General features: G+C 65.6%; 23 protein-coding genes and 1 tRNA gene. 14 read left to right on the top strand and 10 right to left on the bottom strand.

All coding sequences use genetic code 11. The annotated features are described in order from the left end of the window. Positions 1–73 precede the first annotated feature (73 nt). The 6 genes from LKE06_RS02655 (at position 74) to LKE06_RS02630 (ending at position 5,973) form a co-directional block, all read left to right on the top strand. Positions 74–1,513 carry a S1C family serine protease gene (locus LKE06_RS02655; protein WP_227996889.1) on the top strand — a complete coding sequence of 480 codons (1,440 nt, stop codon included), beginning with the start codon at positions 74–76 and terminating at the stop codon, positions 1,511–1,513. Positions 1,514–1,593: 80 nt separating this feature from the next. Beyond that, the gene (locus tag LKE06_RS02650) at positions 1,594–2,151 is read left to right on the top strand and encodes a MogA/MoaB family molybdenum cofactor biosynthesis protein (RefSeq protein WP_227999252.1); all 558 of its coding nucleotides are present in this window, start codon (positions 1,594–1,596) and stop codon (positions 2,149–2,151) included. Positions 2,152–2,819: 668 nt separating this feature from the next. Further along, positions 2,820–3,497 (top strand): MspA family porin, encoded by a 678-nt coding sequence (locus tag LKE06_RS02645; protein ID WP_227996888.1) that lies wholly within the window; start codon positions 2,820–2,822, stop codon positions 3,495–3,497. A 62-nt stretch (positions 3,498–3,559) separates the two neighbouring features. Continuing rightward, the gene (locus tag LKE06_RS02640) at positions 3,560–4,228 is read left to right on the top strand and encodes an MspA family porin (protein WP_227996886.1); all 669 of its coding nucleotides are present in this window, start codon (positions 3,560–3,562) and stop codon (positions 4,226–4,228) included. 329 nt (positions 4,229–4,557) lie between these two features. Then, entirely contained in the window at positions 4,558–5,232 is a 675-nt protein-coding gene (locus LKE06_RS02635) for an MspA family porin (protein ID WP_227996884.1), read from the top strand. A gap of 63 nt (positions 5,233–5,295) precedes the next feature. Then, the gene (locus LKE06_RS02630) at positions 5,296–5,973 is read left to right on the top strand and encodes an MspA family porin (protein WP_227996882.1); all 678 of its coding nucleotides are present in this window, start codon (positions 5,296–5,298) and stop codon (positions 5,971–5,973) included. Positions 5,974–6,053: 80 nt separating this feature from the next. Here LKE06_RS02630 and mscL read toward each other — a convergent pair whose 3' ends face one another. The 4 genes from mscL to LKE06_RS02610 all read right to left on the bottom strand — a co-directional run bounded on the left by mscL (position 6,054) and on the right by LKE06_RS02610 (position 8,256). Continuing rightward, positions 6,054–6,455, bottom strand: a complete 402-nt coding sequence (mscL, locus tag LKE06_RS02625) for a large conductance mechanosensitive channel protein MscL (protein ID WP_227996880.1) — start codon at positions 6,453–6,455, stop codon at positions 6,054–6,056. A gap of 120 nt (positions 6,456–6,575) precedes the next feature. Then, a complete protein-coding gene (locus LKE06_RS02620; RefSeq protein WP_227996878.1) occupies positions 6,576–7,211 on the bottom strand; it encodes an SAF domain-containing protein in 636 nt (211 codons plus the stop codon). Between the two features lie 79 nt (positions 7,212–7,290). Next, positions 7,291–7,596 carry an FmdB family zinc ribbon protein gene (locus LKE06_RS02615; RefSeq protein WP_227996876.1) on the bottom strand — a complete coding sequence of 102 codons (306 nt, stop codon included), beginning with the start codon at positions 7,594–7,596 and terminating at the stop codon, positions 7,291–7,293. Positions 7,597–7,665: 69 nt separating this feature from the next. After that, positions 7,666–8,256: a 5-formyltetrahydrofolate cyclo-ligase gene (locus LKE06_RS02610; RefSeq protein ID WP_227999251.1), complete on the bottom strand. Its 591-nt coding sequence runs from the start codon at positions 8,254–8,256 to the stop codon at positions 7,666–7,668. A 207-nt stretch (positions 8,257–8,463) separates the two neighbouring features. Between LKE06_RS02610 and LKE06_RS02605 the strand changes: the two genes are divergently transcribed. The 6 genes from LKE06_RS02605 (at position 8,464) to LKE06_RS02580 (ending at position 15,120) form a co-directional block, all read left to right on the top strand. Beyond that, positions 8,464–9,396 (top strand): UTP--glucose-1-phosphate uridylyltransferase, encoded by a 933-nt coding sequence (locus LKE06_RS02605; protein ID WP_227996875.1) that lies wholly within the window; start codon positions 8,464–8,466, stop codon positions 9,394–9,396. A 153-nt stretch (positions 9,397–9,549) separates the two neighbouring features. Further along, a complete protein-coding gene (glp, locus tag LKE06_RS02600; RefSeq protein ID WP_227996874.1) occupies positions 9,550–10,809 on the top strand; it encodes a molybdotransferase-like divisome protein Glp in 1,260 nt (419 codons plus the stop codon). Positions 10,810–10,836: 27 nt separating this feature from the next. Beyond that, on the top strand, positions 10,837–11,472 hold the full coding sequence (locus LKE06_RS02595; RefSeq protein ID WP_227996873.1) for a GNAT family N-acetyltransferase: 636 nt from the start codon (positions 10,837–10,839) through the stop codon (positions 11,470–11,472). 326 nt (positions 11,473–11,798) lie between these two features. Then, the gene (gene sepX, locus LKE06_RS02590) at positions 11,799–12,887 is read left to right on the top strand and encodes a divisome protein SepX/GlpR (protein ID WP_372477275.1); all 1,089 of its coding nucleotides are present in this window, start codon (positions 11,799–11,801) and stop codon (positions 12,885–12,887) included. 86 nt (positions 12,888–12,973) lie between these two features. Then, positions 12,974–13,049, top strand: a tRNA-Ala gene (locus tag LKE06_RS02585). Between the two features lie 649 nt (positions 13,050–13,698). Next, positions 13,699–15,120 (top strand): cytochrome P450, encoded by a 1,422-nt coding sequence (locus LKE06_RS02580; protein ID WP_227996871.1) that lies wholly within the window; start codon positions 13,699–13,701, stop codon positions 15,118–15,120. 277 nt (positions 15,121–15,397) lie between these two features. Here the strand turns inward: LKE06_RS02580 and LKE06_RS02575 are convergent, their stop codons facing one another. The 3 genes from LKE06_RS02575 to LKE06_RS02565 all read right to left on the bottom strand — a co-directional run bounded on the left by LKE06_RS02575 (position 15,398) and on the right by LKE06_RS02565 (position 18,625). Further along, entirely contained in the window at positions 15,398–16,333 is a 936-nt protein-coding gene (locus tag LKE06_RS02575; RefSeq protein ID WP_227996869.1) for a hypothetical protein, read from the bottom strand. Continuing rightward, positions 16,326–16,949 (bottom strand): RNA polymerase sigma factor, encoded by a 624-nt coding sequence (locus LKE06_RS02570; RefSeq protein ID WP_227996868.1) that lies wholly within the window; start codon positions 16,947–16,949, stop codon positions 16,326–16,328. The genes LKE06_RS02575 and LKE06_RS02570 overlap by 8 nt, the downstream gene beginning before the upstream one ends. Before the next feature lie 233 nt (positions 16,950–17,182). Next, entirely contained in the window at positions 17,183–18,625 is a 1,443-nt protein-coding gene (locus tag LKE06_RS02565) for an AIM24 family protein (RefSeq protein ID WP_227996866.1), read from the bottom strand. Between the two features lie 209 nt (positions 18,626–18,834). Here LKE06_RS02565 and LKE06_RS02560 point away from each other — a divergent pair, with 209 nt between their 5' ends. Continuing rightward, positions 18,835–19,518 carry a rhomboid-like protein gene (locus LKE06_RS02560; protein WP_227996865.1) on the top strand — a complete coding sequence of 228 codons (684 nt, stop codon included), beginning with the start codon at positions 18,835–18,837 and terminating at the stop codon, positions 19,516–19,518. Positions 19,519–19,826: 308 nt separating this feature from the next. Continuing rightward, complete coding sequence (locus LKE06_RS02555; RefSeq protein WP_227996863.1) at positions 19,827–20,378, top strand: DUF8176 domain-containing protein; 552 nt, start codon at positions 19,827–19,829, stop codon at positions 20,376–20,378. A 74-nt stretch (positions 20,379–20,452) separates the two neighbouring features. Here the strand turns inward: LKE06_RS02555 and LKE06_RS02550 are convergent, their stop codons facing one another. The 3 genes from LKE06_RS02550 to LKE06_RS02540 all read right to left on the bottom strand — a co-directional run bounded on the left by LKE06_RS02550 (position 20,453) and on the right by LKE06_RS02540 (position 22,433). Beyond that, on the bottom strand, positions 20,453–21,079 hold the full coding sequence (locus LKE06_RS02550) for an MBL fold metallo-hydrolase (protein WP_227996861.1): 627 nt from the start codon (positions 21,077–21,079) through the stop codon (positions 20,453–20,455). Next, the gene (locus LKE06_RS02545; RefSeq protein ID WP_227996860.1) at positions 21,076–22,161 is read right to left on the bottom strand and encodes an S-(hydroxymethyl)mycothiol dehydrogenase; all 1,086 of its coding nucleotides are present in this window, start codon (positions 22,159–22,161) and stop codon (positions 21,076–21,078) included. The genes LKE06_RS02550 and LKE06_RS02545 overlap by 4 nt, the downstream gene beginning before the upstream one ends. Before the next feature lie 89 nt (positions 22,162–22,250). Beyond that, positions 22,251–22,433 (bottom strand): hypothetical protein, encoded by a 183-nt coding sequence (locus LKE06_RS02540; RefSeq protein WP_227996858.1) that lies wholly within the window; start codon positions 22,431–22,433, stop codon positions 22,251–22,253. Between the last annotated feature and the right edge of the window lie 9 nt (positions 22,434–22,442).

The raw sequence follows: 22,442 nt of genomic DNA, 5'->3' as shown, positions 1-22,442 counted from the left end.
GATAGCACGGTCTCAGTTCGCTCTAAGCCGTCGCCGCCAAGCTTGTCGGTAGACGTGAGGAGGAACGAAAACCATGACCGAGGATTTCACGGACCGGCAGGGGGAATCGGCGGCTGCGGGCGCCGCCCCCGGTCCTCATTCGACGGAGCAGATCCCGGCCGCGCAGGCGGGTCCCGAGGGTTCGCCCTACGCGGGATACGGAGCGCAGGCTGGCGGGCCGGCACCGAATTACCCGCAGTATCAGAACACGCCCTGGCAGACCTCACCTCAGCAGATCGGCGTCGGGCAGACGCAGGCGTTCCCTGGAGCGGAGTTCGGTCGCGAATACAACTCCTCGTCGTTCGATCCGCCGCTTCAGTCCGGCGCCTACGGCGCGCAACCACCGACCGGTCCCGCGCGGCGGCCGATCCGCACCGGCCTGGTTTTTGGCGCGGTCGCTCTCGCGCTGGTCAGCGGTGGTGTCGGCGGTGCGGTCGGTGCCATCGCGACCAGGTCGGACACCGGGCATTCGGCGGTGACCAACGCGCTGGACGCACCGAAGCCGAACGTCAACAACGTGGCCAGCGCGCCCGCGGGTTCCACTCAGGCGGTAGCGCAGAAGGTGCTGCCGAGCGTGGTGATGATCAAGGTGGCGAGCAATCGGGCCGAAGGTGAGGGCTCCGGCGTCGTGTTGTCCTCGGACGGTCTGATCCTGACCAACAATCACGTGGCCGCGGGCGGCGGCGCGAACGCCAAGATGGAGGTCGTCTTCGCCGACGGCAGCACCGCGCCCGCGTCCTTGGTCGGCGCGGACCCGGTGTCGGACCTGGCGGTCGTGAAGGTCAACGGCAAGTCCGGGCTGACCCCGATAGAGCTGGGCGGATCCTCGAACCTGCAGGTCGGTCAGCCGGTCATCGCGGTCGGTTCGCCGCTTGGGCTGGCAGGCACAGTCACCACCGGCATCGTCTCCGCGCTGAATCGGCCGGTTTCCACGCAGGGGGAGGGCACCCCGGATACCTCGGTGAACCCGGTGATCGACGCGATCCAGACCGACGCGGCGATCAATCCAGGCAATTCCGGCGGCGCGCTCGTGGACGGCAACGGCAGCCTGATCGGCATCAACACCGCGATTGCCAGCCTCGGCGGCAGCGAGGTCAGCGGTCAGCAGAGCGGTTCGATCGGCCTCGGTTTCGCTATTCCGGTCGATCAGGCCCGCCGAGTCGCCGACGAGCTGATCAAGACTGGTCACGCGACCTACGCACAGCTGGGTATCAAGCTGAAGGCACAGGACAGAGTCGCACGGGTGTTGGAGGCCACCCCGGATGGCCCGGCCGCCAGGGCCGGCATTCCGGCGGGCACCATCGTGACCAAATTGGACGATAGGACCATCGACTCGGGTGACTCGCTGATCGCTGCGGTTCGCTCGCATCAACCAGGAGACAAAGTGAAGTTGACCTACACCGATGACCAGGGCAACAACGCGAAAACCGTCGAGGTTACCCTCACCGGCGCAGCCGCGGACGGCGGCCGATGATGCGCGTGCTGCCCGGAGGCTGGACACCTCGGCTGGTCGTGGACGCGGACGCGCCGGGCCACTTCGGCGAGCTGCTCGGTATGGACGCGGAGCTTCTGGGCTCCGACGCCCGGCTCTTCGACGCGGACGCTACGGTGAGCACCATGGAAATCGATGCTCCTGTGGCTGGGCGCGCACTTGTGGTTGTCGTCGACGATCGAACGGCGCATGGAGGTGTGGATTCGTTGGGCCCGCTGGTCACCGAACTGCTGACCGAGGCGGGTTTCCTCGTGGACGCTTCGGTGACCGTGCAGGCCGATGAGGTGGAGATCCGTAATGCGCTGAACACCGCCGTGATCGGCGGCGTCGATCTGGTGATCTCGGTCGGTGGCACCGGTATGTCCCCGCGCGATGTGACTCCGGAGGCGACCTCGCAGGTGCTGGACCGGGAACTCACCGGTATCAGCGAGGCGCTGCGTTCCTCCGGACGCGTCGCGGGCTCGCTGGACGCGGGTCTGTCACGCGGACTCGCGGGCATCTCGGGCAGCACGCTGGTGGTGAACCTGCCCGGTACCCGATCGGCGATTCGCGACGGCATGGCCACGCTGGGCCCGCTCGCCAGCCGAGTAATCGGCGAACTGTCCGGATTGGACGAATAATCACGACCACCGGCTCCTCTGAAGACCCTCGCCCGGCCACGCGCCGGGCGAGGGATTCCGCGCGTCTGGCCGAGATCTTCGGCGATACCCTGCCGGACACCACGCGCGACGAACGCGACCACGATTCCGAGGTGGGTTCGCCCTCCGATGACTGGCTACGCGCCCAGGTGCCGCCGCACCACGGCTGAGGCCCTTCTACTGCCCAGCTACGTATGGTTAATATCTGATGCCGTTATATCTCGGCAATCTGAATCGGCCGAGAATATTTCGTTAATTTCTTACGGTCCGGATCCGTAGTCATTCGACGTCTTCGTCGTGCTCCCTGTGGTCACTCCGCGCGCATTCATGCACGTCAAGCGATGTTTGCATACAGGGGTGTGTGTGATACATCACATAGAACATAACGAAAAGTTACGTTGCTTCACAGTTGCCAACCGTTTAGTCTTCGCCACGAGCCACCCGCAGACCGGACCTTTCGGACCGGGCGGGCAAGTATGCGCCAACCCGGCGGAACCTGGCTCGGTTCCGCTACCAGCACGACTGTTGCGCCGAAATAACAGCCGGTTACACATCGGCAATAAAAGCGAGACAAACTGAGCTGGGCCTGAGAGGACCACCGTCCAGCCTCGATGGTCGAGGTTGACTGTTTGAACCTGATGAGGGGAAGTATGAGCGAGAACCGCACCAACGGCCTGCGCCGCGGTGTCCGCGTCGCGGGCGTCGGCGCTGCCGCGGCCGTTGCCATGGGCCTGCTTTCGACCGGCGCTGCCAACGCCGATACCTTCGTGCCGTTGCCGGATGGTCAGAAGGCGAGCCCGGCGGGTGTCACGATCACCCGTAATGGTGAGCACGCCCTGATTTCGCCGTCGCTGGCTTCCAACGGCGCCGGCCGCGTTGTCTGGGTTTCCGGAAATGCCATCGCCGATGTCACGGTGACGCCCGAGGGTGAGGTGGGCCCCAACAACGGCGCCACCAACGCTCCCGGCACCAATAACTCCTCGACCCACGGTGCCTCGCAGCTGAGCACCGGCTACATCGTCGGCTGCCAGGTCAGCATCGCGAGCGATGCGATCTCGGCCGGTGTGTCCGGCGGCGTCAGTTTGTCGGGCGGTTCGCTCGGTGGCTCGGTCGGACTCAACCTCGGCCCCGGCGATGTCAAGTTCGTTCAGATCGACAGCAAGGACATCCTGAAGCCGGGTACCTACTCGGTCGAGTACCAGGATGCCGAGATCGAGATCCAAGGCTGCGCGGGATACGCCCAGGCGCGCGCCTACACCGTCGTCGAAATCATCGGTGACCACCACTCGAAGACCACCCTCTACGGGCAGCCGTTCAGCATCGGCTGATGTCGGTCGAATCCAACGAACATTCTTCTCGCTGAAGCGAACTCAACTCCCGAGGGATAAACATGATCAACCGTAAGCAGGTGTCACGGCTGGCCGGCGTCGGCGCCGCCGCCACCATCGCCATGGGCCTGTTCTCCACCGGCGCGGCCAACGCGGACACCTTCGTTCCGCTGCCGGGTGGCGAGATCACCAAGACGCTGTCGGACGGCACCGTCGTCACCATCAAGCTGGTCGGCGAATCCGCCAACATCAACCCGTCGCTCGGCTCCACCCCGGTGCACCGCAACGCGTGGGTGTCGGGTAGCGCTCAGGTCGAGCTGTCCAGCGATGGCGGCGGCAAGATCTTCCCGGGCTACACCGTCGGCTGCCAGGTCAACATCTCCGGTGGCGGCGCCTCCGGTGGTGTCGAGGGCACCGCGGACTGGAGCGGGGACACCGTCACCGGTGGTGTCGGCGCCACCAGCGGCGGCAACCTGACCCTCGGACCCGGTCAGTCGCAGTCGTTCTACGTGCTCGACCAGGAAGGCGCCGACGACTTCGGCAACGAGACGCACCGCAAGCGCAACAAGTTCTCCGGTAGCAGCGGCTCGGTCACCTGGGCCGACGAGACCATCGGCCTGACCGGCTGTGGTGGCTACGCTCAGGCGCGCGCGTTCGTCAGCGTCGAGGTCGAGACCGAGAACGTGGTCACCTGGGTGACATTGTGGGGCCAGCCTTTCAGCCTCGGCTGAGTCTTCGCGGGTAGCCGACCCGCCATACGCCCTAAGGGCCCGTCGCAGCTGCGGCGGGCCCTTTTGGTGCGGTAAATACCCTGGCGCCCAACATGATTGCCGAGGGTACCGGGAAATGCCCGATTTGCGAAGTCACTTGAGCGAATTTCATGAGAGATGGTGCCGAAACAATCTAAAATGAGCACACCCAAGATCGTTCATCGACGAGATGGTCGGCAGTTCCCCTGGTGGACAGGACATTCCAGCAGCAAACCCTGCTGACCTGAAAGGGAAAACTTTCGGCCTCGGCAACCATCGAGGCCGACCGCTAGAACCTGATGAGGGGAAGTATGAGCAACAATTACCCCACCCTGTTGCGTCGCGGCATCCGTATCGCGGGTGCCGCCGCGACGGCGACAGTGGCTATGGGACTTTTTTCGACCGGCGCTGCCAACGCCGATACTTTTGTGCCGTTGCCGGACGGCCAGAAGAACGGTCCGGGTGTGACCATTACACACGCGGGCGAACATGCACTGATCTCACCGTCGTTGGCTGCCAACGGCGCTGGTCGTGTCGTATGGGTATCGGGCAACGCCATCGCGGATGTCGCAGTTACCCCGGAGGGCACGGCTGGGCCGAACAATGGCGCCGCGAATGCGCCGGGCACGAATAATTCCTCGACGCACGGTGCCTCGGCACTGACCACCGGCTACATCGTCGGCTGCCAGGTGTCCATTTCCGATAACGCGATCTCCGCGGGCGTTTCGGGTGGCATCAACCTCAGCGGCGGCAGTCTGGGCGGTTCGATCGGCCTCCAGTTGGGTCCGGGCGAGGTCAAGTTCGTTTCGATCGATTCGAAAGATGTCCTGAAGCCAGGCGTCTACTCGGTCGAGTACCAGGATGCCGAGATCTCGATTCAGGGTTGTGCGGGATACGCCCAGGCGCGTTCCTACACCGTCGTGGAGATCATCGGTGACCACTACTCGAAGACCAGCCTCTACGGTGCTCCGTTCAGCATCGGCTGATGTCTGTCGTATCCAGCGAACAACCTTTTCGCAGAAGCGAACTCCAACCCTCGAGGGAAACCAATGATCAACCGTAAGAGCATGGCCAAGGCAGCCGGTGTCGGCGCCGCGGCCACCATAGCGATCGGCCTGCTGTCCACAGGTGCGGCCCACGCCGACACTTTCGTTCCGCTGCCGGGAGGTGAGATCACCAAGACGCTGTCCGACGGCACCGTGGTGGCGATCCGTCTGGTCGGCGAGTCCGCCAATATCAACCCGTCGCTCGGCTCCACGCCATTGCATCGCAACGCGTGGGTGTCGGGTAGTGCTCAGGTCGAACTGTCCGGTGCCCCCGGTGCCACCGGCGGCAAGATCTTTCCGGGCTACACCGTCGGCTGCCAGGTCAACATCGACGGCGGCGGCGCGTCCGGTGGCGTCGAAGGCACCGCGGACTGGAGCGGGGACACCGTCACCGGTGGCGTCGGCGCCACCAGTGGCGGCAACCTGACGCTCGGACCCGGTCAGGCACAGTCGTTCTATGTGCTCGACCAGGAAGCCGCCGACGACTTCGGCAACGAGTCGCACCGCAAGCGCAATAAGTTTGCGGGCGACAATGGTTCGGTCACCTGGGCCGATGAGACCATCGGCCTGAATGGCTGTGGTGGCTACGCGCAGGCACGAACATTCGTCAGCGTCGAGGTCGAGACCGACAACGTCATCACCTGGGTGACGTTGTGGGGCAAGCCTTTCAGCCTCGGCTGAGGGCCTGTCCCCGATAACTGAAACGGGCCCGTCGCCACCGTGACGGGCCCGTTTTATGTTCCCGCGCAGCCGAATTCGGCTCAGAACCCGTGCCGCCCGCCCGCGCTGTCCCGGTCCTCGGCGAGCAGGTCACGGATCTGCACAAGTACCTCGGAGTCGGTTAGGTCCTCGCTGGGGCCGAACCGCTTCTTCGCATGCGTGGCGGGCAATACCAGTACGAAGTACAAGATCGCGGCGATGATCACGAAATTGAGGGCCGCGGTAATGATCGGGCCGATCTGAATGAATGTTGCCGGCTTGTCAGCTACCAACTGGAAACCGAGACCGAGCTCATTGCTGCCGCCGAAGACGGCCAATATCGGATTGATGATGCCATTGGTGAACGCGGTGACGATCGCGACGAACGCGGTGCCGATTACAACGGCTACCGCCAGGTCGACGACGTTTCCGCGAAGTAGGAAATTCTTGAAACCATTGAGCATTGCCGATATCTCCTCGTCGGATGAGAGCTGACCAGTCCAGCCGAACGGTTCCTGCTTCCAGTAACGGAGATGCTAATAGACTATGTTGGCAAATGCTCGGCGAACGTTCCTGGTGATGGCTCAATGGAAGACGACGGTGAGCGCGGTTCGCAACGATGCGGCGGCGACGGTGGTCGCGTGTTCGGCGTCCATCGCGATAAGTACTACCCGCTCCGGTGTCGCGTGCCGTTCACCGGGAGTGGACACCAGGACGACAGCGGCGTCGGTCGCCAACGTCCGGGCGGGACGCGTCGTGGGACCGCTCTGTTCTTCGCCGCCGACGATATCGACCCGGTCACCGGCCCGCAGGATCTCCGCGACAGCGGTATCGGCAAGGCGGATGGGAACTATGCGTGCGTCACTGGCGCCGGTGGCGACCGCCGCGAGGCGTGGGCCGAGGACGCGCAGGTCGGTGAATACCTCGCCGGCTCGCATCGCGCCGGTCATTGTCGCGCCGACCAGTCCGGACATATCGGTCACCGAGCCATCAGGCAGTGTCCCCGATTCGCGGGCGACCGAAACCACGTCCTCGGCCGTCACCAGGTGGCCGGGTGGGAGATCGCATGCGGCGACAACGACATTCGTGCGCTCGGAGTTCGGGTCGCCGCGTATGAAAAGGACCGCGGCCAGCGCGGTCAGAGCTGTGGCGAGCAGTCGCCGGGCGAGCAGGCCGTCGACCCATGATGGCCGGTTCCAATCGCCGAAGGATCGAGTCATGACCGGATCCTATGGCCATGATCACACCCGCTCGGCCGGGAAAACGGTTAGCTGTGGATAACCGAACGCTGGGGATAACTCAGCTCGCGACTGCGGCGCCCGCGGTGGTTGAGGGGGTGGTCGACGAGCTCGAATCCGTGCTTGCCGTGCTGGCCGTGCTGCTGGATCCGGCGTCCGACTTCGCGGGCTCGCTCACTGTCGAGGCGCCGCCGCGGCTGTCGGTGCGGTAGAAACCGCTGCCCTTGAACACAATGCCGACCGAATTGAACAGCTTGCGCAGCTTTCCCGAGCACTCCGAGCAGACGCTCAGCGCCTCGTCGGTGAAGGACTGAACGATGTCGAAGCGGTTGTCACACTGGGTGCACGCGTACGAATAAGTTGGCACAGGATCCTCCGCGGGGTTCGTCAGACTGGCACTCTACAGTCGACATTGCCAACGCCGCTAATCGGAGTTTCATTCCGACGCGTGATCGTCGCCGAGCCGTCGCAGGCCGCTGTGCGGCGTCAACGCCCAACCCATGCGGCGATCGTGCGGTTCCTCGGGCAACCGGTCGACCAATTCGTCGTCACGAATCACCGCGACCAGCCGAGCTTCCCGATCGGCCAGGTGCAGCGTGCGGTCGTAATAACCCGCACCGCGCCCGAGCCGCACACCGCGTCGGTCCACCGCGAGCGCGGGCACCAGAATCAATCCGGCCCGGCCGACCGCCGCTGCGGGCAGCACCTCGCCGGTCGGCTCGCGCAGGCCGAATACCGCGCGCCGCAGATTTTCGGAGCCGGTGTATTCGGCCCAGCTCAGGGGTCCCGGAGGGCCGGTGACCGGCAGCAGCACGCTGGCTCCCGCCGCGCGCAAGGCATCAAGCATCGCCGTCGAACCGGGCTCGCCGCGCACCGGGACATACGCGCACACGCAGTCGGGGAGCTCCAGGTTTCCAGCGGCATCGGCGAGCGCGAGCGCGTCGGCGTCCTGCGCCGCGGGCGTGACCGCCGCCCGGCGAGCGAGAATTTCCGTGCGCCATGCATGTTTATCGCGTGCATCGGGCATGTTCACAGAGCTCACCTTAAGCTCACCGGGGCTCTGGTCGGCTCTAGGCTGGGCGCGATGAGCGTCGAGAACGGGCCTGTGAGTGTCGAGAACGCTGTGCCCGATGAGTGGCTGTGAGCTGTGCTCAACAAGCGTTTGGACGCTGTGACGGATGGATAGGGTAGGCGTATGACAGCTGGGTCGGAAGAGAAAACGGCCGGTCGGTCCGTGAGTGACGCGGCGGAGTCGTGCTTTCGCACCGCGGTCGTTCCGGCGGCCGGGCTCGGAACGCGGTTCCTGCCTGCGACCAAGACCGTGCCCAAGGAATTGTTGCCCGTGGTGGACACCCCCGGCATCGAGTTGGTGGCCGCCGAAGCGGCCGACTCCGGAGCCGACCGGCTGGTGATCGTCACCTCGCCGGGAAAGGACGGCGTGGTCGCGCACTTCGTCGAGGACCTGATGCTCGAGAGCACCCTCGCCGAGCGCGGCAAGTTTCATCTGTTGGAGAAAGTGCGTAAGGCTCCGGGTCTGCTCGATGTCACCTCGGTCGTTCAGGAGGAGCCGCTCGGTCTCGGCCACGCGGTCGCTCAGGCCGAGAGTGTTCTCGACGACGACGAGGACGCCGTCGCCGTGCTGCTCCCGGATGACCTGGTGCTGCCCTGCGGTGTGCTCGACGTGATGAGCCGGGTGCGCCGCAAACGCGGCGGGTCGGTGCTGTGCGCCATTGATGTGCCGAAGGAGCAGGTCAGCGCGTACGGCGTATTCGATGTCGCACCGGTTCCCGACGCGGTGAACCCGAATGTGTTGCGCGTCAAGGGCATGGTGGAGAAGCCGGAGCTGGCCGATGCCCCCTCCACATTCGCGGCCGCGGGCCGATACCTGTTGGATCGGGCCATCTTCGACGCGCTGCGCCGGATCGAGCCGGGCGCCGGTGGTGAATTGCAACTCACCGACGCGATCGCGCTGCTCATCGCGGAGGGGCATCCGGTTCATGTGGTGGTGCACCGTGGGTCGCGCCACGATTTAGGCAACCCCGGCGGTTATCTTCGTGCTGCGGTCGATTTCGCTTTGGAACGAGAGGAATACGGCCCCGCCCTGCGGGAGTGGCTGCAGCATCGGCTGAGTTCGGATTGGGATCCGCAGCTGACGACCGACGACTGATGCCAGCGGGCGTCGGGTTTCGCTGATAGTGGACTGTCGGGTACGAATGATGGTTCACCGTTGGACGCTGGCGAACCCGGTTGCGCCTGCTCGCAATCCGTGGGCGTGATGGCGGAATCGGGTTGGTGTGCGAAGAGATCAGGGAAGGCCTGGATGCGCTCGGTTGAGGATCAGCAGATCAAGGTGACCGCTGCGGCGGTCGCGCCCCGGCCGGTGCGGGTCGCGATCTCCGAGGCGCAGGGCCTGCTGTGTGCCGAGGACGTCGTCACCGAGCGGCCGCTGCCCGGATTCGATCAGGCCGCGATCGACGGCTACGCGGTGCGCAGCGTCGACGTGGCCGCGGCCGGTTCCGATATTCGCAACGAGGACGGCGAACTGGTCGATCTCACGCTGCCGGTGGTCGGCGAGGTGGTCGCTGGATCGAAGCAGCCGAGCAGGCTGCAACCGCGCCAGACGGTGCGGGTCGATACCGGTGCACCACTTCCGACATTGGCGGATGCCGTTCTGCCGCTGGATTTCACCGATGGCGGCCGGGCCAGGATCAAGGTGTACGACCCAGTGCGCTCCGGTGATTACGTCCGGCGCATCGGCGACGACGTGCAGCCCGGTGATGTAGCGGTACGTGCGGGCACCATCATCGGCGCGGCGCAGGTCGGCCTGTTGGCGGCCGTCGGCCAGGACAAGGTGCTCGTACATCCGAGGCCGCGACTATCGGTGATCTCCGTCGGCGGTGAGCTGATCGATATCGACCGCACGCCCGGACCGGGGCAGGTCTACGACGTGAACTCCTACGCGTTGGCCGCGGCCGCACGTGACGCGGGCGCCGATGTGAACCGCGTCGGCATCGTGAGCGCGGATCCGCGGCGACTGCGTGATGTGGTCGAGGGGCAGTTGGTTCGCTCCGAGGTCGTGGTGATCGCGGGCGCGGTGGGCGGTTGGGCCTCTGAACAGGTCCGCGAGGCGCTGGAAGGACTCGGTGAGCTCGAGATCGCGCGGGTGGCAATGCATCCCGGATCCGTGCAGGGTTTCGGTCGCCTCGGCCGCGATGAGGTTCCGACCTTTCTGCTGCCGTCCAATCCGGTCGGCGCACTCGTCGTCTTCGAGGTGATGGTGCGTCCGCTGATCCGAATTGCGTTGGGCCGCAGGCATCCGATGCGCCGCATCATCAGGGCCAGGACTATCACGCCCGTCACCTCGATTGCAGGTCGCAAGGGCTACCTGCGCGCGCAACTCATGCGCGACGAGACCACCGGTGACTATCTGGTGCAACCCCTCGGTGGCGGCGCGGGCGCCTCCGCCCATCTGTTGGCCACCCTGGCCGAGGCGAACAGTCTTATAGTGATTGATCCGGACGACACCGATATTCGAACCGGTGACGAGGTCCGTGTCGCTTTTCTCGCGCAGCGCGGCTGAGACGTGGAGACGATGAATGTTTTCCGGGTGACGCAGCATCCGGGGTGGCCCGCACATTTGGGACCGCTGCGGGTCGCGGCCGGACGGGTCACGCTGCGTCCGGTGCGATTGCGCGACGCCGCCGCCTGGAGCCGGATCCGGCTGCGCGATCGAACACATCTCGAGCCATGGGAGCCGACCGGCCGGGGCGCATGGGAGGCGCGAAACCACGCGTCCAATTGGCCGTCGCTGTGGTCGAGCCTGAAAGCCGAAGCCCGTCGGGGCGCGATGATTCCGTTGGTAATCGAGGTGGACGGCACCTTCAGCGGTCAGCTCACCATCGGCAATATCGTGCGCGGTGCGCTGCGTTCGGCGTGGATCGGCTATTGGGTAGCCAAGGATCTCAGTGGTCAGGGGGTCGCGACCGCGGCGCTGGCGCTTGGTCTCGACCATTGCTTCGGCCCCGCCGGATTGCATCGTGTCGAGGCGACGGTGCGCCCGGAAAACCTGGCCAGTCAAGCGGTTCTGCGCAATGTCGGCTTCCGTGAGGAAGGGTTGCTCAAGCGCTACCTCGACGTCGACGGTGCGTGGCGTGACCACCTGCTCGTCGGTATCACCGTCGAAGAAGTGCCGGGCACCGTCGTGGATCGTCTGGTCCGCGACGGCCGGGCCACCCTGACCTGACCGAATGTTCACATTGCCCGAACGGGGCTCTCACGGTTGATGAAAGACGCGAAGCCGCGGGGGAGGGTGTGACGGGTGTGACGGATGTGCACGGCGCGCCTGACGGATCTTGCCGCGAACCGGAATTAATCTACGGACGTCGGTGGTGCGCCTTGCATTACCGGCAGGGAGCCTGCGAGGCGTTCGGCGGTGACGTCGACGCGCTTGGCGGCGACCGGACGTCCGTCCGTCCGAGTGTGTTTTGCGGCGAGCGAACCACCGTGATTGGCGCGCCCGGTCGAAGGTCGAACGGACAACCCAGGCGGGGACGGAGGTGCTGAGGCGATATGCCGAATTCGATTTTGTGGATCGGCCTGGTTGTGCTCTGGGTCTTCGTTCTTTTTCCGATACTCGCCGACCGGCACCCGCGTATCCGTGAGACCACCGACGCGGCATTGGCGACCCGCGTATTGCACCGCGGAGGTTCCAAGCGCCGTACGAAAAGTGGACCGGCCGCCGGGCACGAAAGTGACCCAGACTATAGACCGACCCGCGTGCACAGAAAGCATCCCCACAGCGATGATGCGGAGGACCGGATGACAACACCGGCCGACGAGCCCGTGACGGAGATCGAAGAGATCGACGCGGAAACGACGCCCGATTCTCGGTCTGCTGCATTCCATTCCGGCGTTACCGAAATCGACATCGACGAGTTCGACGATGCGGACACCGAATTCGACGATTCCGAGACAAACGATGTCGATATAGACGGTTCCGACGCCGAATCGGATATCGAATCCGACAGCACCGATGCCAGAACCGCTGCGAACCTCGACGCGGCGGCCGATGATGACCTCGTGTCCGATGAGCGCACCGATCCGGTGGCCGCCACCATCCCCGCGGCGCCCGCCCCCGTCGTCGATGACGAATCCGATTCGGCGGACACCGAGTTCGTTCCGTCTCGCCGCGGTCGTGGCGGGTTCGATCCCGAAGCCGACGCCATCGCGCGCGCCACCCGCTACACCTTCCGGCAGCGCGCCGTGCTCGGCCTGCTGCTCGGTTCGATCCTGTTCGGTGCCCTCGGTATCGTGATGACGCCCCTGTTCTGGTGGGCGTGCGGCCTGTCCACCATCGTCCTGGTGACCTATCTGGCGTATCTGCGCAAGCAGGTCCGCATGGAGGAGGACATCCGCAGGCGCCGAGCCGCCCGCCTCAGCCGCACCGAGCCCGCCGAAGAACAGCCGCAGGCCTCCGAGCAGCAACCCCACCAGCGCACCATGGACCGCGACACCGCCCGCGCGCTGCGCCGCCGCTCGGTCCTGCTCGAGTCCGACGACGAAGACCCCATGTTCGAACAGCTGGAAACCTTCGACACCGCCACCGCCCGCGCCCTGCGAAACCGCACCGGCGACATGCGAAGGGCCGCCGGTGAGTAGCCGCATACCCGCAGGTCAGCCACACGATTCGGAGACATCCCCCACCGCCTGATACAGTGTCACAGCGCGGTTCCCCGGAGCCGCACGGGGCTATAGCGCAGTTGGTAGCGCGTCTCGTTCGCATCGAGAAGGTCAGGGGTTCGATTCCCCTTAGCTCCACCAAGAAACCCAGCTCAGGCTGGGTTTTTCGGTTTCTGGCCTACCTTCGTATCGGCCGATCTCCCAACTAATTCCCAACTAATTCGACCCGCGTCGTTCGAACATCACTTTCGGCCGCTCACCATCCTGTCCACGGCCTCAGCAGCTGCTCGGTAAACACGGTCGCGCGCCATGTAGTGCTGTTGATCAGTCCGTCAGCGGCCCTGTATTTGCTATTGGGGTTCAGTACACCTGTCTGGTGCTACCTGTACGTCGGTGCGGCCCAGTAGATCGAGGTAATGCCGCACTAATCGCGCGCGGCGCAGGTCCGGGTATTCATCGCTGGTAACGACCAATTCGAGTCCCGGCAACGTCATAGCGGCCAGTGCGAGAGCGACCGCGTCAGGCAGATACCAGTGTTCGTCGCAACACAGTGAATGTTGAGGAACTGTATCGCCCTGTTGTAACCGCCATCGGGTGCGGCAGGGCGCCGTCATAATCGAGGATCCGGGCGGTTGACGTTCGTGTTCATGATCCGGTCGGTGTTCTGGTCCGGATATAACACCACTCGCTGACGGTCGCGACTCGCCAGGATGGTGTCGGGGAGTAGTGGGTATGTGCATCCGGTCACCGGCGCGGCGATCCGAATGGCCGGCGTGTTTGAGTAAGACACATGGAATCGTTCAGTGCCTCGCTGCCTTTGGAGGCGTTGCCGTATCCACCGGGTCGGCTTCCGATCATCGGTGACGTAGTCAGCGTGGACCGTCACCACCCGACACAGCACGAATTGAAGCTTACTCAGGGCGGGCTGGGCCCGATCTTTCAGCGGAAGCTGCTCGGCACTCGGCTCGTCATCGTGGCCGGTGGCCGATTGGCGGCACAGTGCAACGATGAAACTGCTTGGGGGCGAGTGCTTCTGGGGCCGCTGGCCAAGCTACGGCCGATCGCCCCGCACGGGATGTTCACGGCCAGTTCGAAGGATCCGCTGTGGGGACAGGCTCGGCGCATCCTCACGCCGGGGTTCGCCCAGGCCGCGATGCGCACCTATCACAATGCGATGGCCTCGGTTGCCGATGACCTGGTGGCCGAATGGACCTCGTCCGGCGGCGATGGCGTGGCCGTTCACTCGGCGATGACTCGCGCCACCCTCGAAGTGATCGCGCGCGCCGGGTTCGGCCGGGACCTGCGGCTGTTTGATCCTCAGGGAAAGAGTAGTGATTCACACCGGTTCGTTCGGGTGCTCGGCCGCACGCTGCAGTGGGCGTCGGAATCCACGAACGACGTCCCTGTCATCGGCCACGCGCGCGCGGCGCTGCAGGCTCCGCGCGTGCGCCGCGACATCGCCTCCCTGCAACAGTACGTGGATCAGCTGATAGCGCAACGGCAACGCGAAAACAGCAGCGACGCAACCGATTTACTCGGGTTGATGCTGACGGCGACAGATCCGGAGACCGGAGCGCGACTGCCGGCGGCCAACGTCCGGGACCAGACACTCACGTTTCTGATCGCCGGGCACGAAACCACCGCCGCCCTGCTGGAAGTCGCATTGCACCACCTGGCACGAAACCCGGACCACCAAGACCGCATACGTGCCGAAGTCCCCTCTCAGACAACCAGCCTCGGATATGAAGACGTGACCAGGATGCGGTTCACCCGCCAGTTCCTCAACGAATGCCTACGACTGTGGCCGCCCGCGCCCGGCTATTTCCGGATCGCGCGCACCGACCAGAACCTCGGTGGCTACCTCATCCCGGCCGGGCGGGCGGTATTCGTGCTCGCACTGGCCGCGCAGCGCGACCCTGACGTGTGGGGCCCGGACGCCGAGGACTTCGACCCGGACCGCTTCGACTCCGCCGCGCTGCGCGCATTTCCCGATCGGTTCTTCCAACCGTGGGGAACGGGCCCGCGCTCGTGTATCGGGCGAGCGTTCGCAATGCACGAGGCCACGCTCATGCTCGGTCAGCTGGTGCGGGCCTTCGACCTGCGCACTACCTCCGCCGCGCCGCTGACCTTGCGGGAGCGTGGAACGTTGCGCCCCGAACCGTTCGAATTGACCGCCCGCGGCCGCTCAGTGGCTACCGCTACCCGGAGTTGACCCGCCGATGTGTTGGTTTCTCATCGAGGCCCAGGGCCGCTGGACATGTCTATGACCTGGTTCCGGCACGCGACGAGCGGGGTTGGAGATGCCCACCGGGTTAGTCGGTCTCGACCTGACCGGCCGTGGAGACACGAAGGTATATAAGCGCACGAGCGCGCGGGTCCATCGGTGCGATCTGCGGTCGTGGAGCCGCTGGTATAGCCTCTCCTGCCTCATCGCAACAACCGCCTCGGCGAATTCCAGAGATCGCCGAGGCGGTTGCAGACAATGAATCTCAGGCAGGTGCCTGGGGCATCCGGTCGATCGTTTCAGCGGAGAGGTAGACCTGACCGCTGGCGAGGGTCCCCTTTCGGTCCACGGTTTCGACGCTCATCAGCGCACCGGTCCCACTATCGATCACCATCCGATCGGCGTAGCCCTCCTCGAAGGTGAACTCGAGGACAAAGCCGGGCCGCCCGGTCCGATCCGCGCCGACACCGAGATCATGTGCCCGGATCGCCTCGAGATCGAGCCCAGCCAGGACCCGGTAGATCCCGGCCTTGACCTCGGGGGCGACTCCGGGGTCCGGAAGGAGTTTGGTCGCCAACCGATACAACGCCCGGTCCGGAGCCTCGTCGGGATACCCCAGCCCCAGCTGGTGCGACAGACTCAGCATCTGCGTCCGCAGCTGGTAGGGGTCGGCCGGGAGGCCGGCCAGCTGCGCGGCCGTCAGGTACCCGGACGTTTCTTTGAGGACCCCGTCGGCCGGACCGACGAGGGCGGTTCCGTCCGGGCGCACGAAGGTGTCGTACGTCGGGTGGCCCTCATCGGTCAGGTTGGTGAACCGCAGGTGCCTGATCGGCCCGGCACCGACAGGATGGGCGGCCGCCTCGACCAGGGTCGCCGTGTGCCGCAGAGTGAACTGCGGGCCGGAGGCAAGGACCTGGGTCTGCTCGGGCCCGCCCAGGCCGTCGTGTCCTACGCCGAAGGCTATCGCCGCGGCGGCGACGCAGGCGGCACCCACACCCGCCATCACACGCAGTACCCGTCGGCGGCGCGTGTCGAGGGCCGCGACGGTGGTGGGTGAGCCGGTGGTATCGGAGGCAGGTGGCTGCGTGGACGTATCGCTTTCTATGGTGCGCATCAGGTTCGCTCTCGCTCGGAGGACGACCTCGTCCCGGGGAGGCTGCGACTCGGGTCGCCGGCCACGGATCTCCGCGAAGTCACCCATGTCTTTCTCCTTGCCCCGGTTCGGTCTGCTGTCGTCCCGTTCTTGTGCGTTCGTCGGGTTCCGGTTCACGCAGCTTGCGGCGGAGCCGGTTCAAACGGGAACGCACGGTTCCGACGGGGATCTGTAGTGCCTCGGCGATCTCGGGATAGCTGAGGTCTTCCCACGCGTAGAGCAGCAATGTGTCGAGATCGGCCTGCGAGAGCCGCCGCAACCGGCGCTCGAGTGTCCGGACCTCGCGCCTGGCATCTATCGTGGCGTCGACCCGGTCCTCGAACGGCAATGGGCCCTCGGGCCTCGGGTGACGGGCGAGCAGGGCGACGTCCCGGTGGAGGCGGCGACGGTTCGAGTTCAGCAGGTTGCCCGCGATGCCGTACAACCAGGGCAGCGCCTGCTCGTAGGCCAGGTCGAAACCTGTCCGACGACCGAACGCGACCACGAACACATCGGAGGCGAGATCGTCCGCCGCATCCATCCCGGCCCGGCGGGCCAGATAACGATGAATCGGTCCGAAGTGACGATCGAAGATCCCCGCGAAGGCGTCCGGATCCGTCAGCGACCGGGCGATCAGCTCATTGTCCCGCGGGGCCGGTTCCTCGCGGAGTGCATCAGTGTCCACATGCCCCTTTGTCACGGACGCCATTTCCGGTTCACTGCCCGGGCGCAGACTGTTCGGAGGGGAACCGCGCCGGCGGCCTTCTCGCAAACTTACCCGGCCAATGAGTGATACGGGTGTCGTCGGCGCGCGTCAGTTCAGGCGAGCGACCAGCTGGCTCTCAATAGTTTCACAGGGCCTCAACTTAGGCTTTCTCTCGGTTGGCGTTATCCCCGGACCCGCGTCAGACGAGTGGTTTAACTGAACATCCCGCCGAGAACGCCGCCGCTCTGTCCAGCATCCTCGCCGCCGCCGGTGCCGCCGATCATGCCGCCGGGCGGCAGTTCCGACGGCTGCACGATGACGAAGCCGTGGCCGGAGAACGACAGGGTCAAGCCCTCTCCGGTGCTGCGGCCGATGAGCCTGCCGAACCCCATGGAGTCATTGCGTTTGATTCCGGTCCGCAGGCTCGAGGACCAGGCGACGGCGGCCTGCGGGTCGGCGTAGGTCGGTTGGTCGACGTTGAGCACAACGGGTCCGCCGTGCGTGGTGATGGCGATCCGTCCGCGTCCGGTGAAAACGCAGTTGAAGAATCCGGCGTTGCTCGCGAAACTGGCTGCGCCGTGCACCCTTTGGACGTTGTAGGTCAGCGACGGGTCGAAGGCGAGCACATTGGCGCCATTGACAGTGAGGCCGTCGGTGCCGTCGAGGTCGACGATGTGCACTTCGGAGGCGGCATCGGCGAGGAACAGATCACCCTGGCCGGTCACCTTCATCAACGGCACGCCCTCGCCGGTGAGCCGATGCTGGATCGCCCGGCCGATGCCGCCCGAACCGAGCGCCTTGAAATGCAGGTCGCCTTGGTAGGCGACCATGGATCCGGCGCGCGCCATGGTCTCGCCGCTGACCGCGACCTTGATCATCTTGCTGCCCTGTTTCTGGATCCCGGCCCCATTGACTTCGGCGTGGATCGGGCTGAACAGTTCGCTCTGCATCGGCGTTGCTCCTAGCTGATGTGAAGGCATAGACGGGGGCGGTACCGCGCCGGGAGATGGGTGGGTGGGCGCCGACTGCGTGGGTGGGTAGGGCCCCGGCGCACCGGGCTGTTGATGGCCGGGATAACCGGCCTGCTGGTTCCCGGGTGGCGGCGTGACGGGTGGATGGGAGGTCGCCGTGGGGGCGCTCGGCGGCGGCGCTTCGGGTTCGTCGTCGATGTCGACACCGAATGCCGTGGCGATTCCGGCCAATCCGTTGTCGTAGCCCTGACCGACCGCGCGGATCTTCCATCCCGTGCCGCGGCGGTAGATCTCCACGCATACGACCGCGGTTTCGGTGCTCAGCCCGGTCGTCTCGAAAGTCGATGTGCCCGAATCGGATCCGATGGTCGCGAGCAACGATCCCGCGGTCGCGAAGGTGGGCGGGCCGCTGCCCTCCAGGCTGGCGGTGACGACAACCCGGTCGACATCGGCGGGTAGCGCGGAGGTCTGCACGTCCACCATGTCGCCCGCGCCGCGACCGTGCCGGTAGGTGACACCGGGGCCGACGGGCTGGTTGAAGAACACGAAGTCCGCGTCGGAGCGGACCTTTCCATCGGCCCCGAGCAGCAGCGCCGACACATCGACCGGCGCAGAGCATGTCACGGTGACCGTCATTCGGTCCCCGGGTGCGGGGCGGTTCTCGCCACGGGCGAGTGCGGTCACGGCGATCCCTCCCGGTGGCCGACGAATTGTCCGAACGCCATGTGATTCACGTACCGAGTGTGGCGTGTGCCCGCGCCGGACGCCAGCGCGCCAGGCCGTGGACGGTGTTCGTCGCGGTAGGCTGAGTCGTCCGCCACCGCGTGACGGCGGCGTGAATTACCCGTTCCGCTCGACAAGTCTGTACAGGTCCGCACTGGAGGTCGTGGCAGATGTCCGAGGGCACTCGTACGTGGTTGGCCGATGTCCCGCGCGCTGTCTGGTCCTATATGCGCAGTGCGCCCGGAACCTATATCTGGCTGGCAATCCTCTTGGTCACCACGATCGTCGTGCGCCAATTGTCGCCGGAGGCGACGCAGCTGGTGCTCGGTAACCGTTCGACGAACCTGCACCATCTCCGGGAAGACCCGATACGGGTTTTGGTGAGCAGCATCTTCTGGATCGCGGGCAGCACCTGGTTGTCGTATCTGGTCCTGTACAGCATCTTTCACGCACAGGCCGAGCGCTGGCTCGGCACGCTGCGGTGGCTGGTCGTCCTGGCGATCGCGCATGTCGGCGCTACCTACATCAGCGAGGGTGTTCTTTACTGGGCGATCCGGCACGGGCACGCGCCGCAGCGGGCGGTTTTCACTCTCGACGTCGGCGTCAGCTACGCCCTCGCCGGTGTGATCGCCGTGCTCGCCTTCCGGATCGCGCCGCCATGGCGCTACCTCTACGTTCTCGGCGTGGTGGCCTTCTACACGTATCCGATGCTCTCGCAACTGGACTTCACCGACGTCGGACATTTCACCGCGATGCTGATCGGTTTCGCGTGTTACCCGCTGTCTCGTGGTCGGCCGGGGCACTGGGATCCCGTCGCATACTTCAGAACTCGGTCACTACCGTGGCGCCGTTAGCATTTGATGATGGTAGGTCCGCGCACAACGCCGCGTGACTGCTTCGCTGCGCTCGAATCCGCGTGCGATACCGACCAGTGTGTACTCGTGGCTTCGTCCTTCATTAGTCCGGCATTGTTCGCTCAGGTGTGCAATCTTGTTATTACACAACGGCATCAAGGGACCCGAGGCGCCGAGCAGGCACCGGCAAAGGGGCGTGGCGGAGCATGGCGTCGTCGAACAGATTTGAGACCGACGGTGATATCGGTGCGCGCCGGGCGGCTCCCCGTCGGATACCGAGCAGGTCCAGCGCTGCGACGTGGCCCGGAATGATTCCGGCTCCGCACGCGCAACGGCGGCTTCCGCCGCCGAGCCGGCGCTCCTGGCTGGTGTTGGCCACCGCATTGGTCGCCTCATTGGCGACGGTCGCGGTGGTGCTGGTGTACACCGCCGCGGCCAACCCCGCACGCAGGCCGGTGGCCACGGTGACCGACCCGGTGCTCGGCGGCGGGCCCGGCTGCGAGCCGACCCGAACCGACCAGCTGGTGCGTGGTGACGGCACCGGTTCGACGCTGTCGGGGCCGGAGGTGATCATGGCATTCCAGTACGCCTACTACGTGATTCGATCCGGTGCGGGAGCGCGAGCGCTGACGACGCCGGACGCCGCCGTCTCGGCGGTCGAGCAGATCGACAAGGGCATCGCCTCCATTCCGGCGGGCACTCGGCACTGCGTCATGATCACCCCGATGCTCGACGGCCGCTTCGATGTGGTGATCACCGAACTGCGCCCCGACTCCGTCGCCCGCACCTACCGGCAGTTCGTCACCGTCGCGGCGGACAACGGCGTCTTCGCGATCGACAAGATCACCGCACCCTCATGACGCCGAGACCGCGAGCTGCACCCTCCGCGACTATGTCGGCCGGGCTCGCCTACGCCCTCGCCCGCCCGTAGCTATCAGTGACCACGGGCGATCCAGTCTGCGAGAGCGGGCTTTTCGGCGCCGATCGTGGTGGTGTCGCCGTGTCCGGTGTGGACGACGGTCTCGTCAGGAAGGGTGAGCAGCCGGTCCCGGATGGAGTCGATGATGGTGTCGAAGTCGGAGTAGGAGCGACCCGTTGCGCCGGGGCCTCCGCAGAACAGGGTGTCGCCGGTGAACAGAGCGTGCGCCTCGGGCAGGTACAGCGATACTGATCCCGGCGAGTGGCCGGGAGTGTGCAGGATGTCGATATCGGTGTCCGCCACGGAGATTCGATTCGAATCGGCCAGCGATCGGTAGCCGGAATCGGGGTGGGTCATGCGCCACAGCGGGTCGTCACCGGGATGTAGCAGGGTCGGCGCGTCGAGGCGTTCGGCGAGCTCCGGTGCGACGGTGACATGATCGTTGTGGCCGTGTGTGCACAGCACGGCGACGACATCGCGGTCCCCGACGGCGGCGATGATCGGCTCCGCCAGGTGCGCGGCATCGACGACGATGACCTCGTCGTCATCGCCGATCAGCCAGACATTGTTCTCGACATCCCAGGTTCCGCCGTCGAGGGCGAAAGTGCCTGAGGTGACAACTTTTTCGATGCGGATGCTCACAGCACCACCACCGAGCGCAGCACCGCGCCGGCGTGCATCGCGTCGAATGCTCGCTCCACCTGGTCGAGGGTGATCCGTTCGGTGACAAAACGTTCCAGCGGCAGCCGGCCCTGGTGGTAGAGGTCGATCAACATCGGGAAATCGCGCTCGGGCAGACAGTCTCCGTACCAGGATGACTTCAGCGCTCCGCCGTGCGAGAACAGGTCGACAAGTGGCATATCGAGCCCCATATCGGGTGTCGGAACGCCGACCAGCACCACGGTTCCGGCGAGGTCGCGGCCGTAGAAGGCTTGCTTCCAGGTTTCGGGCCTGCCGACGGCATCGATGACGACGTCGGCGCCGAAGCTGTCGGTCAGTTCCTTAATCCTGGTCACGACGTCGTCGGTGCTCGCGTTGACGGTATGCGTAGCACCGAATTCGGTGGCCCACGCCAGTTTTCGATCGTCGCGGTCGATCGCGATGATCGTCTTGGCGCCGGCGAGGCGGGCGCCGGCGATGGCCGCGTCGCCGACACCACCGCAGCCGATGACGGCGACGGTGTCACCGCGCGCGACGTTGCCGGTATTCATCGCCGCGCCGATACCGGCCATCACACCGCAGCCGAGCAGGCCGGCGACAGCGGGGTCGGTCTCGGGATCGACCTTGGTGCACTGGCCCTCGTGGACGAGGGTCTTGTCGATGAACGCGCCGATGCCGAGCGCGGGGCTGAGTTCGGTGCCATCAGCGAGGGTCATCTTCTTGCTCGCATTGTGGCTGGTGAAGCAGTACCAGGGGCGACCACGTTTGCAGGCGCGGCATTCGCCGCAGACCGCACGCCAGTTCAGGATGACGAAGTCACCCTCGGCGACATGGGTGACCGCGTCGCCGACTGTCTCCACGACGCCTGCTGCCTCGTGTCCGAGCAGGAAGGGGAATTCGTCGTTGATGCCGCCCTCGCGGTAGTGCAGGTCGGTGTGGCATACCCCGCATGCCTGAACTCGCACAATGACATCGTGTGGTCCGGGATCGGGGACCACGACATCGACGATCTCTACCGGCGCACCTTTGCTACGGGCGATGACGCCACGCACGGTTTCGGACACGAATACCTCCTAGAGGGATTGACACACTCGTCCATAGTGCCGCGACCGCGGTCGTGCCCGGGATGTGGGTCGCGTTGAGCGCCTCAGGTTTAGGTGGCCCGGTAGAGCCGGTGGATGGTCTGCGCCGCCGCGAGCACCCTGGAGTCGTTCGGATCGGTGGGGTCCATGCGGGCGAGGTCGGCCGCCTTCTTGGCGGCCTGCGGCACGGATTCGCTGACGAATTGGCCGGACGGAATGCGGCGCCTACCGATGTGCCTGGCAACGTCGCGCAAATCCGCTGC

This window comes from Nocardia australiensis (genome assembly GCF_020733705.1).
Classification (GTDB): domain Bacteria; phylum Actinomycetota; class Actinomycetes; order Mycobacteriales; family Mycobacteriaceae; genus Nocardia; species Nocardia australiensis.
This window is presented reverse-complemented; position numbering and strand designations above follow the sequence as displayed.